At 65.9% G+C, this 12,772-nt stretch carries 10 protein-coding genes; 5 read left to right on the top strand and 5 right to left on the bottom strand.

The genetic code is table 11. From position 1 onward, the window contains the following. Positions 1-138: 138 nt before the first annotated feature. Positions 139-1,821: a fatty acid--CoA ligase gene (locus AC1RB9_RS05205; RefSeq protein ID WP_003453903.1), complete on the bottom strand. Its 1,683-nt coding sequence runs from the start codon at positions 1,819-1,821 to the stop codon at positions 139-141. A gap of 181 nt (positions 1,822-2,002) precedes the next feature. On the opposite strand from AC1RB9_RS05205, the gene AC1RB9_RS05200 reads away from it, so the two are divergent. Next, positions 2,003-3,178, top strand: coding sequence for an acetyl-CoA C-acyltransferase (locus AC1RB9_RS05200; RefSeq protein ID WP_003103022.1), 1,176 nt, complete (start codon positions 2,003-2,005; stop codon positions 3,176-3,178). 56 nt (positions 3,179-3,234) lie between these two features. Here AC1RB9_RS05200 and AC1RB9_RS05195 read toward each other — a convergent pair whose 3' ends face one another. Beyond that, on the bottom strand, positions 3,235-4,416 hold the full coding sequence (locus AC1RB9_RS05195; protein ID WP_003093049.1) for an MFS transporter: 1,182 nt from the start codon (positions 4,414-4,416) through the stop codon (positions 3,235-3,237). A 101-nt stretch (positions 4,417-4,517) separates the two neighbouring features. Between AC1RB9_RS05195 and AC1RB9_RS05190 the strand changes: the two genes are divergently transcribed. Next, entirely contained in the window at positions 4,518-5,306 is a 789-nt protein-coding gene (locus AC1RB9_RS05190) for an AraC family transcriptional regulator (RefSeq protein WP_004345774.1), read from the top strand. A 280-nt stretch (positions 5,307-5,586) separates the two neighbouring features. Here AC1RB9_RS05190 and AC1RB9_RS05185 read toward each other — a convergent pair whose 3' ends face one another. Genes AC1RB9_RS05185 through cioA form a run of 3 tightly spaced genes read right to left on the bottom strand, consistent with a single transcriptional unit; the run spans position 5,587 to position 8,248 of the window. Further along, positions 5,587-5,757, bottom strand: coding sequence for a DUF2474 domain-containing protein (locus AC1RB9_RS05185; protein ID WP_003103026.1), 171 nt, complete (start codon positions 5,755-5,757; stop codon positions 5,587-5,589). Positions 5,758-5,770: 13 nt separating this feature from the next. Then, a complete protein-coding gene (gene cioB, locus AC1RB9_RS05180; protein ID WP_003093053.1) occupies positions 5,771-6,778 on the bottom strand; it encodes a cyanide-insensitive cytochrome bd quinol oxidase subunit II in 1,008 nt (335 codons plus the stop codon). 3 nt (positions 6,779-6,781) lie between these two features. Next, complete coding sequence (gene cioA, locus AC1RB9_RS05175; RefSeq protein ID WP_003103027.1) at positions 6,782-8,248, bottom strand: cyanide-insensitive cytochrome bd quinol oxidase subunit I; 1,467 nt, start codon at positions 8,246-8,248, stop codon at positions 6,782-6,784. Positions 8,249-8,685: 437 nt separating this feature from the next. On the opposite strand from cioA, the gene AC1RB9_RS05170 reads away from it, so the two are divergent. The 3 genes from AC1RB9_RS05170 (at position 8,686) to betT (ending at position 12,765) form a co-directional block, all read left to right on the top strand. After that, positions 8,686-9,465, top strand: coding sequence for a MetQ/NlpA family ABC transporter substrate-binding protein (locus AC1RB9_RS05170; RefSeq protein ID WP_003118275.1), 780 nt, complete (start codon positions 8,686-8,688; stop codon positions 9,463-9,465). A 174-nt stretch (positions 9,466-9,639) separates the two neighbouring features. Beyond that, on the top strand, positions 9,640-10,614 hold the full coding sequence (locus AC1RB9_RS05165) for a sigma 54-interacting transcriptional regulator (RefSeq protein ID WP_003453904.1): 975 nt from the start codon (positions 9,640-9,642) through the stop codon (positions 10,612-10,614). A 189-nt stretch (positions 10,615-10,803) separates the two neighbouring features. Then, positions 10,804-12,765 carry a choline BCCT transporter BetT gene (gene betT, locus AC1RB9_RS05160; protein WP_003119234.1) on the top strand — a complete coding sequence of 654 codons (1,962 nt, stop codon included), beginning with the start codon at positions 10,804-10,806 and terminating at the stop codon, positions 12,763-12,765. Positions 12,766-12,772: the final 7 nt, after the last annotated feature.

Raw genomic sequence — 12,772 nt, 5'->3', positions numbered from 1 at the left:
CGAAAGTGTGATTTGCGCGGCGCAACCACTCTGGCTCGCGCCTTTGCGGCGGATGGAGAATGACCGGGCGGTCGCGAAAACGCGGAGACCAAGCGTTTGCTTGGCCTCCGGGCGTTTCGGCGGTGTAGGAAAGCCCCGTCAGACGGTCGACAGGAAGGCGCTGCCGGCTTCCTGCCACTGGGCGATCTCGATACGGATGCGCTTCTTGTCCAGCTTGCCGACGCTGGTCTTGGGAATATCGGTAACAACCGCGATCTGCGAGGGGATCGCCCACTTGTTGATGTTGCCCTGCTCGACGAAAGGCTTGAGGTGCTCCTTCAGGCCACGGGCGTCCAGTTGCTGGCCCTCGCGCACCACCAGCAGGGCGAACGGGCGCTCGCCCCATTGCGGATCGGGCACCCCGACCACCGCCACTTCGCGTACCGCCGGATGGCGGCTGATCAGGTCTTCCAGCTCCAGGGAGGACAGCCACTCGCCGCCGGTCTTGATCACGTCCTTGATGCGGTCGCGGATCTCGATGAAGCCCATGCCGTCCAGGGTCGCCACGTCGCCGGTGTGCATCCAGCCGCCGCGCCACAACTCCTCGCCGCGCTCGGGTTCGCGGAAATACCCCTGGGTCAGCCATGGCGAGCGCAACACCAGCTCGCCCTGGGACTCGCCGTCGGCCGGGAGGAAGCGGCCCTGTTCGTCCATGATCGCCGCATCCACCAGCGGCACCGGCACGCCGGCCTTGATCCGGTAGGTGGTGCGCTCGTCCTCGCTTCCGGCCAGCAGTTCGTCGTTGAGGTAGGCGCAGGAAATCAGCGGACAGGTCTCCGACATGCCGTAGGCGGCGGTCAGTTGGATGCCGCGCGCCTTGGCCGCCTCGTAGAGCGAGCGGTTCAGCGCGCTCCCGCCGATGATCACCTTCCAGCCCTTGAAGTCCACGCCCTGGGCAGCCCTGGCGTTCATCACCATCTGCAGGATGGTCGGCACGCAGTGGGAGAAGGTGACCTTCTCGCGCTTCCACAGTTCGACCAGCAGTTCCGGATCGTAACGCCCGGGATAGACCTGCTTGACCCCGAGCATGGTCGCCACGTACGGAGTGCCCCAGGCGTGGACATGGAACATCGGGGTGATCGGCATGTACACGTCGCTGGTACCGAGCAGGCGGATGCTGTCCAGGCTGCCGATGGTCGAAGCCATCGCCAGGGTGTGCAGGACCAGTTGCCGGTGGCTGAAATACACACCTTTCGGATTGCCGGTGGTGCCGGTGGTGTAGAAGGTGGTGGCGATGGAGTTCTCGTCGAAATCGGGGAAGTCGTAGCGCGGGCTGGCCGCGGCCAGCAGCGACTCGTATTCGCCGACCAGGCCGGGCAGTTCCGCGCTCTTCTCCGTGCCGTCGGTGAGCAGGATGGTCCGCTCCACCGTGGCCAGCTGCCCCGCCACCGCCTGGTAGAGCGGGACGAACTCGCTGTTCACCAGCACGAAGCGATCCTCGGCGTGGTTCATGGTGTAGAGGATCTGTTCCGGGGAGAGGCGGATGTTGATGGTATGCAGCACCGCCCCGATCATCGGGATGGCGAACATGCATTCCAGGTAGCGATGGCTGTCCCAGTCCATCACCGCCACCGTGTCGCCGGCCTTCACCCCGGCCTCGCTGAGTACGTTGGCCAGGCGCGCGACGCGCTCGTTGAAGGTGGCGTAGCTGTAGCGCACCTGGTCGCGGTAGACGATTTCATGACTCTTTTCGTAACGACGGCCGGAAAGCATCAGGCTCTTGATCAGCAACGGATACTGATAAGCGCCGGCGGCGGCCGGGATGAGACGGGTCTTCAGCATGGGGCGTACACCTGGGAGCGGGTTCGTTGTCAGGATGAGGCCGACTCTAGAGCCGTCGGCGGGCTTTGTTCATCAGTCAAAAGAGTGATTTGCCCCGTGACCTTTCGGAGCCTCCCGGTCACAAGATAGAATCCGCCCACTGAATCGTTCAGACCCTATCCAGAACAAGAGGTAACGTTCCATGTCCGATATCGTCATCGTCGCCGGCGCCCGTACTCCCATGGGCGGCTTCCAGGGCAGCCTGGCCGGCGTTTCCGCGGTCGACCTGGGTGCCGTCGCGATCCGCGAAGCGGTGCAGCGCGCCGGCATCGCCGCCGAGGACGTACAGGAAGTGATCATGGGTTGCGTCCTGCCCGCCGGCCTGAAGCAGGGCCCGGCCCGCCAGGCCGCGCTGGCGGCCGGCCTGCCCGCCGCCACCGGCTGCACCACCATCAACAAGCTGTGCGGCTCGGGGATGAAGGCGGTGATGCTGGCCCACGACCTGCTCAAGGCTGGCACCAACCAGGTGATGGTCGCCGGTGGCATGGAAAGCATGTCCAACGCGCCCTATGTCCTGGAGAAAGCCCGCAGCGGCCTGCGCATGGGCCACGGCGAGATCAAGGACCACATGTTCCTCGACGGCCTGGAGGACGCCCGTACCGGCCGTTTGATGGGTTCGTTCGCCCAGGAGACCGCCGACAAGTACGGCGTGACCCGCGAGGAGATGGACGCCTATGCCATCGAATCGCTCAAGCGCGCCCAGGCCGCCATCGCCGATGGCTCGCTGGCGGCGGAAATCGTCCCGGTCACCGTCACCAGCCGCAAGGGCGAGAGCGTGGTGAAGGACGACGAGCAACCGCTGACCGCCAACCTGGAGAAGATCCCGAGCCTCAGGCCGGCGTTCCGCAAGGACGGTACCATCACCGCCGCCAATGCCAGCTCGATCTCCGACGGCGCCTCCGCGCTGGTCCTGATGACCGCCGAGGAAGCCCAGCGCCGTGGCCTGAAGCCGCTGGCGCGAATCGTCGGCCATGCCACCCAGAGCCAGGACCCGAGCGAGTTCACCCTGGCGCCGATCGGCGCGATGACCAACCTGTTCGCCAGGACCGGCTGGAGCAAGGACGACGTCGACCTGTTCGAGATCAACGAAGCCTTCGCCATGGTCACCATGCTCGCCATGCGCGAACACGGCCTCGATCATGCCAAGGTCAATGTCTATGGCGGCGCCTGCGCCCAGGGCCATCCGGTCGGTTCCACCGGCTCGCGGATCATCCTCACCCTGATCAACGCCCTGCGCCAGAAAGGCGGCAAGCGCGGCGTCGCCTCGCTGTGCATCGGCGGCGGCGAAGCCACCGCCGTGGCGCTCGAACTGCTCTGATACGGCGTTGAGCCATCGGCGCCCGGCCGGCTCGCGCTGTCCGGGCGCCCTCTTCCTCAGGTGCCCACCGCGGCGCTACGCGCCGGACGCGGAAACACCAGCGCCGCGGCGAAGGTCAGCGCGGCGAAGCCCGCCAGTACCAGGTACAACCCCAGCAGCCCCTGCCGTGGCTCCAGGTAGGCAATCATCGGGATCGCCGCCGCGCTGGCGCCGAACGACAGGAAATAGCGCAGGGCGAAGACCCGCGCCTGCCACTGCGGCGCGACGAAGTGGGCGACCATCGCATCGTTCACCGTCACCTGGCCGAACACCGCGAACATGAACAGCGCGCCGAACAGCACCACTGCGCTGCCGTGGCCGTAGGCCAGGGCCAGCAGCAGCGGCACCTGGCAGAAGGTGAGGAAGACGAACGGCAACTTCAGGTTCAGGCGATCGATCAGGCGGCCCATGATCAGTTGCGCCACCGCGCCGAAGGCATAGGCCAGGCTGACCACCACGCCGAGGGTCTGCGGCGACGCCAGCAAGTCGCTCAGGCGCTCCTGGAACAGCTTCGGGTAGGTCACGGTGCTGGCGTTGAACACCACCCCGCCGGTGGCGGTGACCAGCGCCAGCACGCCGAACACCCGGCGCATCGACAGGCCCTCGCTGTCCTCGCCACGCGCCGCGGCCTTGGCCGACAGGTGCGGCGATGGCTCCTCGCGCACGCAGAAGAAAAAGCCGATGCCGAGCAGGATGGCCACCCCGCCGGGCAGGATGAACGCCGCACGCCAACCGAAGTGCGCGGTGAGAAAGCCGGTAAGCAGCGCGGCGAAGGCGACCCCGAGGTTACCCCACATGCCGTTGATGCCGATCTCGCGGCCGCGGTTCTCCGCGTGTGCCACCAGCATCGCGGTGCCGACCGGGTGGTAGATCGCGGCGAATACCCCGATCAGGGTCAGCCCGGTCACCAGCATCGGTACGCTGCCGGCCAGCCCGGTGAGCAGTGCGGCGGCGCCGATACCGAAGAAGAACAGCAGCATCATCCGCCGCCGGCTCCAGGTATCGCCCAGCCAGCCGGCCGGCAGCGAACAGGCGCCGAAGGCGATGAAACCGCCCAGCGACAGGCCGATCAGACCGGCGTAGTCGAGGTCGAAGCTGCCGGCCATGCCGAGCACGGCGGCGGGGAAGATCAGCATGAACATGTGGTCGATGACATGCGCGGCGTTGATGAAGCGGATAACGGTTCGAGGTCGGTTCATGGCGTGCGGCCTGAATGGTCGGTGAGGAATGGGCGTCATGACCCGGGCATGATAGGTTGACCGAAAAGCGCAGACAGGACAGCGAGGTCATCGAAACGGACATGCTGATCGAGCACCGCCCGGACGGCCTGCTGGCCGCCATCTCCCTCGACTTCCCCGACGGCCATCACCTGGGGCGGCATTTCCACCCGCAGGCGCAGTTCCTCTACGCCGCTCGCGGCCTGATGCGCCTGGCCACCCACCACGGCGCCTGGGTGATCCCGCCGACCCGCGCGGTATGGATTCCGCCCCGGGTGGAGCACGAGATATTCATGTCCGGCGAGGTGCACATGCGCACCCTGTTCATCGAGCAACCCGAAACGCCGACACCGCTAAGCGACTGTTGCGTACTGGCGGTGACGCCGCTGCTGCGGGAAATGATCCTGCGCGCCATCCACCTCGAGAGCCAGCCGCGCCTGGACGACTTCCGCCAGCGCCTGCAAGGGCTGATCCTCAGCGAGATCGCCAACCTCGAACGGATGCCGCTGTACCTGCCGATGCCCCGCGACCGCCGCTTGCAGGCGATCTGCCAGGCATTGCTGAAACAGCCGGAACTGGGGCTGACCCTCGATGACTGGGGCCTGCGGGTCGGCGCCAGCTCGCGCACCCTGGCGCGGCTGTTCGCCCAGGAACTGCAGATGAGCTTCCATGAGTGGCGCCAGCAACTGCGCCTGACCGAAGCCCTGCCGCGCCTGCTGGCCGGCGACAGCGTGCAGGTGGTCGCCCGCGACCTCGGCTACGGCAGTACGCGGGCCTTCAGCAGCATGTTCCGCCGCCTGCTCGGCGAAACCCCGCGCGACTACCTGGGGCGACTGGAGCAACTGGCACGGGTCAGGGGCCGCGAGGACTGATGCCCCACGGCGCAACGCCAAGCAATGGCGAGTCGGCGGATAACGCCTGCGGCGTTATTCGCCCTACCAAGGCTTCAGTAGGGCGCATCCGCCGCTCCCGTAGGGCGCATAACCGCAGCGCGGTTATCCGCCGAACCGGCCTGGATGGTGCAAGGCGGGAACGCGAGGATTGACGCCCTACGGTGCAACACCGAGCACTGGCGGATCGGCGGACAAAAAGAAGCCCTCCAGCGGAGGGCTCTCGGAAAAAGGCGCCGGAGCGCCCGGATGGGATCGTCGATCAGTGCGGGACGCCCAGCCCCGCCGCGCTCATGAACAGGCGCATCAGCCAGGCGGCGACGCCCAGGGCCAGCACGCTGGCGGTCCAGATACCCGCCAGCCAGGCCAGGCGTCGCCAGAGCGCTGGCTTGGCCGCGCTATCTCGTTCGGGATGACTCGGCGTACGGACCATATGCGGCGCCTCCTCAGTGATAGCCATCGCCGTGCTTCACCTTGCCGCGGAACACGTAGTAGCTCCAAGCGGTGTAGCCGAGGATGAAGGGAATGATGAACAGCGCGCCGACCAGCATGAAGCCCTGGCTCTGCGGCGGCGCCGAGGCCTCCCAGATGCTCACCGCCGGCGGGATGATGTTCGGCCACAGGCTGATCCCCAGGCCGCTGTAGCCGAGGAAGATCAACACCAGGGTGAGCACGAACGGCTTCACGTGGTCGTTGTTGGCCACCGAGCGCAGCAGCGCATAGAAGGTCACCAGGACCAGGATCGGCACCGGCAGGAACCAGAACAGGTTCGGCAGGCTGAACCAGCGTGCGGCGATCTCGGCATGGGCCAGCGGCGTCCACAGGCTGACCACCCCGATGATCGCCAGCAGCACCAACGCCAGCGGGCGCGCCAGGTCGTGCATGCGCTCCTGCAGGCGGCCTTCGGTCTTCATGATCAGCCAGGTGCAGCCGAGCAGGGTGTAGGCGACGATCAGGGCCAGGCCGCAGAACAGCGGGAACGGCGCGATCCAGTCCAGCGAACCGCCGGCGAAGCTGCGGTTCTCCACCGGGATGCCTTCGATGAAGGCGCCCAGCGCCACGCCCTGGAAGAAGGTCGCCACCAGCGAACCGCCGATGAACGCCTTGTCCCAGATGTGCTGCTTGGCCGGCTTGGCCTTGAAGCGGAACTCGAAGGCGACGCCGCGGAAGATCAGCCCGACGAGCATGAAGATCAACGGCAGGTAGAGCGCCGACAGGACCACCGCGTAGGCCAGCGGGAAGGCCCCGAACAACGCCGCGCCGCCCAGCACCAGCCAGGTCTCGTTGCCGTCCCAGACTGGCGCCACGGTGTTCATCATCACATCGCGGTCGCCGCTGTCCTTGAAGAACGGATAGAGCATGCCGATGCCCAGGTCGAAGCCGTCCATCACCACGTACATCATGATGCCGAAGATGATGATGACCGCCCAGATGAGGGGAAGATCGATACCCATGTCTCAGTTCCTCTTGTCCTGGTCGCGGTCGGCCGCTTGCGCGTGGCCGTCGTGCTCTTCGTCGAAACCTTCGCCGGCGGCCGACAACGGCCGTGCCGGCGTGCGCTTCTGCCCGGCGCCTCCCGGGTTGGTCTCGCGTCCCTCATGGGTGACCGGGCCCTTGCGCACCAGGCGCATCATGTAGCCGATACCGACGCCGAACAGCGAGAAGTACACCACCACGAAGGTCAGCAGGGTCAGGCTCATCTGCGTCACGCTCTGCGCCGAGGAGGCGTCGGCGGTGCGCATCAGTCCGTAGACCACCCAGGGCTGGCGGCCCATCTCGGTGGTGAACCAGCCGGCGAGGATCGCGATCAGGCCGGACGGTCCCATCAGCAGGGTCAGGCGCAGGAAGGCCTTCGAGTTGAACAGCTTGTCCTGGCCGCGCCAGCGCAGCCACAGGCTCCAGACGCCGACCAGGATCATCAGCATGCCGAGGCCGGCCATGATCCGGAACGACCAGAACACCACGGTGGAGTTCGGCCGGTCTTCCGGCGGGAAGTCCTTCAGCGCCGGGATCGGCTCGGTCAGGCTGTGCTTGAGGATCAGGCTGCCGAGCACCGGGATCTCCACCTTGAAGCGGGTTTCCTCGCGCTGCATGTCCGGCCAGCCGAACAGGATCAGCGGGGTCGGCTCGCCGCTGCTGTTGTCCCAGTGGCCTTCCATCGCGGCGATCTTCGCCGGCTGGTGCTCCAGGGTATTGAGGCCATGGGCGTCGCCGATCAGCGCCTGTACCGGGGCGACGATCAGCGCCATCCACATGGCCATCGAGAGCATCTTGCGGATCGCCGGGTTGTCGCGCCCGCGCAGCAGGTGCCAGGCGGCCGAGGCGCCGACGAAGAAGGCGGTGGCGAGGAACGCGGCGACCGACATGTGCAGCAGGCGGTAGGGGAACGACGGGTTGAAGATCACCGCCAGCCAGTCCACCGGGATCACCCGGCCGTCGACGATCTCGAAACCCTGCGGGGTCTGCATCCAGCTGTTGGAAGCGAGGATCCAGAACGTCGAGATCAGCGTGCCGATCGCCACCATCACCGTGGCGAAGAAATGCAGGCCCGGTCCCACGCGGTTCCAGCCGAACAGCATGACCCCGAGGAAACCGGCCTCGAGGAAGAACGCGGTGAGCACCTCGTAGGTCAGCAGCGGACCGGTGATGGACCCGGCGAAGTCGGAGAAATGGCTCCAGTTGGTGCCGAACTGGTACGCCATGACCAGCCCGGACACCACGCCCATGCCGAAGTTGACCGCGAAAATCTTCGACCAGAAATGATAGAGGTCGCGGTAGACCTCTTCGTTCGTTTTCAGCCAGAGGCCTTCCAGTACGGCCAGGTAGCTGGCCAACCCGATGGTGATCGCCGGGAAGATGATGTGGAAGGACACGGTGAACGCGAACTGGATGCGGGCAAGGTCGATAGCCTCCAATCCGAACATGGCAACTCCTCTTCAGGTTCTCGGCCCTTCCGGCTTACGTGCGGATTCGGCCGTGCTTCCTCACGCGCAACGCTACGCAAGGTTTTGGAACACATCCTTCAGCTATCGTTCTTGTCATTGGAAAGCGACCGCAGCCCTGGATGGCAGGAATGCGGGAAGGGTCGCAAGCAGATTCCCGGACCGCCCGCCTTGATGCAGAGCAATTCGGTACGAAAATCTTACCCGTTAGCCTAGACCGTCCTGCTGTGGTCGGTTGTCGCGAGACAAATTGCCTCAGCTCTCTCATATTCATTAATAGAATATAAAAATAAACAAATAATATTTTTATGGAATAAAAAGAGTCGCTACTCTCCCCTTCAAGCCGCCCCTCGCGTGTTGGCGCCCCTCCTTCACCGCCCTGAACGCAGCGGCGGACATCGCCCTACAAGGATCGAAGAATGAAAAAACTGCTCCTGCTGACTGCCCTGGCCTCCGTCATCAGCGTTTCCGCCAACGCAGCGGAAAAGCTCCTCGTCGCCGCCACGCCGATCCCCCACGCGGAAATCCTCGAGCTGATCAAGCCGACCCTGGCGAAGGAAGGCGTCGACCTGCAGATCAAGGTGTTCACCGACTACGTGCAGCCCAACGTGCAGGTCGCCGAGAAGCGCCTGGACGCCAACTACTTCCAGACCCTGCCGTACCTGGAGAACTTCAACAAAGGCAAGGGCACCAACCTGGTCACCGTGGTCGGCGTACACGTCGAGCCCTTCGGTGGTTATTCGAGGAAATACAAGTCGCTGGCCGAGTTGCCCGACGGCGCCACCGTCGCCATTCCCAACGAAGGCAGCAACAGCGGGCGCGCCCTGCTGCTGTTGCAGAAGGCCGGCCTGCTCAAGTTGAAGGATCCGAACAACGCCCTGGCCACGCCCAAGGACATCGCCGAGAACCCGAAGAACCTGAAATTCAAGGAACTCGAATCGGCCCTGCTGCCGCGCGTGCTGGACCAGGTCGACCTGGACCTGATCAACACCAACTACGCGCTGGAGGCCAAGCTCAACCCGGCCAAGGACGCGCTGGTCCTGGAAGACCGCGATTCGCCCTATGTGAACTACCTGGTGGCGCGTCCTGACAACAAGGATAGCGACGCCCTGAAGAAGCTTTCCGCCGCGCTGACCAGCCCGGAAGTGAAAGCCTTCATCGAGAAGAAATATGCCGGCGCGGTGGTCCCGGCCTTCTGACCCCAGCCCGTCCCGACTCCCACGCTGGGCGCCGTTGCAGCGCCCCTTGTTCACGCCGGTGTCGCATGGCTTGCACCGGCGTTTCTTTTTCCGCAACGGCCCCCGCCCGCAGCCGTTCCGGCCGTCGTCGCGGCGCAGGCGCTGGAGGCGCCCCGTGCCGCCAAGGAGTTACCCATGAGCGAGAAACCACGCCCCGCGCCGCTGACCTTCCCCGACGCCGACCGCAGTCCGCTGAGCATCCGCGCCAAGGCCCTGGTGTTCTTCGACCCACGCTCGCACCGGGTCCGCGAAGAACTCGAGCGCCTCGCGCCACAGGGCCAGCCGGTGCTGATCGAAGGCGAGACCGGCACCGGCAAGGAGCTGCTCGCCCGGCAGATCCACCGCCACAGCGAACGCGCCGGTCTGTTCGTCGCGGTCAGTTGCAGCGCCCTCAGTCGCAACCACGCCGAAGCCGAGCTGTTCGGCTATGCCCCCGGTACCCACAACGGCCCGGTCGGCAGCCGCGCCGGCTGGTTCGGTTCGGCCAATGGCGGCACCCTGTACCTGGACGAGATCGCCGACCTGCCGCTGACGCTGCAGACCAGGCTGCTACAGACGCTGGAGGAACGCGAGGTGCTGCGGGTCGGCGCGCAGCAGCCGATTCCCCATGACGTGCGCCTGGTCACCGCCACCAGCGTCGACCTGGACCAGGCGGTGCGCGCCGGCAAGTTCCTGGCCGGCCTGCAACAATACCTGCACGACGGCCGCCTGAGCCTGCCGCCATTGCGCGAACGTCCGGGAGACATCCTGCCGCTGGCGGAATACTTCGTCGGCGTCTATGCCCAGCGCCTGGACCTGCCGGTGCCGGCCATCGGCGTGGAAACCCAGCGGATCCTCGAGAGCTATCCCTGGCCAGGCAACATCCGCGAGCTGGAAAACGTCGTCCACTTCGCCCTGCTGGTCAGCGACAAGGAAGAAATCCTGCCGCAGCATCTGAATTTTGGCGGGGCAACGCCAGACCCATCGCTGGCCGGTCTGCGGCGCCTGCTCGGCCAAGCCGGAGCGCCGTCGCTGGAGCAGATACAGGCCCTGCTCCTGCAACTGGCCACCGAGCAGGCAGGCGGCGACGAGGAGGCGGGAAGGCGGCGCTTGGGACTGGCGGCGAACTGAAGGAATCCTTCGGCGAACGTGCGGGAAAAGCGCGGCGCCGAAGGCTTCCATACGTCCGAAGGATTGGCTCCCGGGCCCTTGATCGTGTTTATATTGAACGCTTGATCAAATTAAGGACGAGGAGACCAGCCTGTTTTGACTGACGCACAATCGCCCTCCGCCACCCCCTCCACCCCCACGCCCATCCGCATGAATCCCCCGGTGTTCTACGGTGCGGCGATCCTGATCCTGCTGTTCGCCGCAGTGGTCATCGGCTTCCCCCAGCGCGCCGGCGAATGGCTGCTGGCCGCGCAGACCTGGGCCTCGCAGACCGTCGGCTGGTACTACCTGCTGGCGATGACGCTGTACCTGATCTTCGTGGTGGTCACCGCGCTTTCCGGCTACGGCAAGATCAAGCTCGGTGCCGACCACGACGAGCCGGAATTCAGCTACCTGTCCTGGGCCGGCATGCTGTTCGCCGCCGGCATCAGCATCACCCTGTTCTTCTTCTGCGTATCCGAACCGCTGACCCACTTCCTCCAGCCGCCGCAAGGCGAGGCCGGTACCCAGGAAGCCGCGCGGCAGGCCATGGAACTGCTGTTCCTGCACTGGGGCCTGCACGGCTGGGGCGTATTCGCCCTGGTGGCGATGGCGCTGGCCTACTTCGCCTACCGCCACAACCTGCCGCTGGCCCTGCGCTCGGCGCTCTACCCGTTGATCGGCAAGCGCATCAACGGGCCGATCGGCTACACGGTGGACTGCTTCGGCATCATCGCCACGGTGTTCGGCCTCGGCGCCGACATGGGCTTCGGCGTGCTCCAGCTCAACTCCGGGCTGGACTACCTGTACGCCATCCCGCATACCCACCCGGTGCAGATGGCGCTCATCGTGTTGATGATGGGCGCGGCGATCTCGGTGGCGGTCTCCGGGGTCGACAAGGGCATCCGCATCCTCTCCGACATCAACATGCTGCTGGCCTGCAGCCTGCTGCTGTTCGTGCTGTTCGCCGGTCCGACCCAGCACCTGCTCAACACCCTGGTGCAGAACGTCGGCGACTACCTCGGCCACCTGCCGGGCAAGAGCTTCGACCTCTACGCCTACGGCGGCCCCAGCGACTGGCTGGGCTCGTGGACGGTGTTCTACTGGGCCTGGTGGATCGCCTGGGCGCCCTTCGTCGGCCTGTTCATCGCGCGCATCTCGCGCGGCCGGACGATCCGCGAATTCGTCTTCGGCGTGCTGTTCATCCCGCTCGGCTTCACCCTGGCGTGGATGTCGATCTTCGGCAACAGCGCCCTGGAGCAGGCCCTCGGCGGCGCCAGCGAACTCGGCCGGGTGGCCATCGAGCAGCCGTCGATGGCCCTCTACCAGATGCTCCAGAACTACCCCTGGAGCCGCGCGGTGATCACCGTCACGGTGCTGGTGAGCTTCGTCTTCTTCGTCACCTCGGCGGACTCCGGCACCGTGGTCCTCTCCACCCTCTCCGCCCACGGCGGCAGCGCCGACGACGACGGACCGAAGTGGCTGCGGGTGTTCTGGGGCTCGGTCACCGCGCTGGTCACCGGCGGGCTGCTGTTCGCCGGCAGCATCGACGCGCTGAAGTCGGCGGTGGTGCTGACCTCCCTGCCCTTCTCGCTGATCCTGCTATTGATGATGTGGGGCCTGCACAAGGCCTTCTACATGGAGTCGCAGCGCCAGCGGGCGCGGAGCCACTCCCTGGCGCCGCTGATGAGCGGCAACGGCAAGCGCTCCGGCGGCTGGAAGCGACGCCTGTCGCAGGCCGTGCACTTCCCCTCGCGGGACGAGGTGTACCGCTTCATGAACGACGTGGTGCGCCCGGCGATCAGCGAGGTTTCCGAGGTGTTCCGCGAGAAGGGCCTGGCGGTGGACGCCCAGCTCGACCCGGGCAACGCCTCGCTGAGCCTGGAGATCGGTCATGGCGAACAGCATCGGTTCCTCTACCAGGTGCTGATGCGCGGCTACTTCACGCCGTCCTTCGCGCGTGCCGGCATGGGCGGCCTGCACCTGAAGAACCGCCGCTACTTCCGTGCCGAGGTGCATCTCGCCGAAGGTAGCCAGGACTACGATCTGATGGGCTACACCAAGGAGCAGATCATCAACGACATGCTCGACCAGTACGAGCGGCACCTGCAGTTCCTGCACCTGGTGCGTTGAGCGCAGG

The sequence above is a fragment of the Pseudomonas sp. 20-5 genome (assembly GCF_056782835.1).
This window is presented reverse-complemented; position numbering and strand designations above follow the sequence as displayed.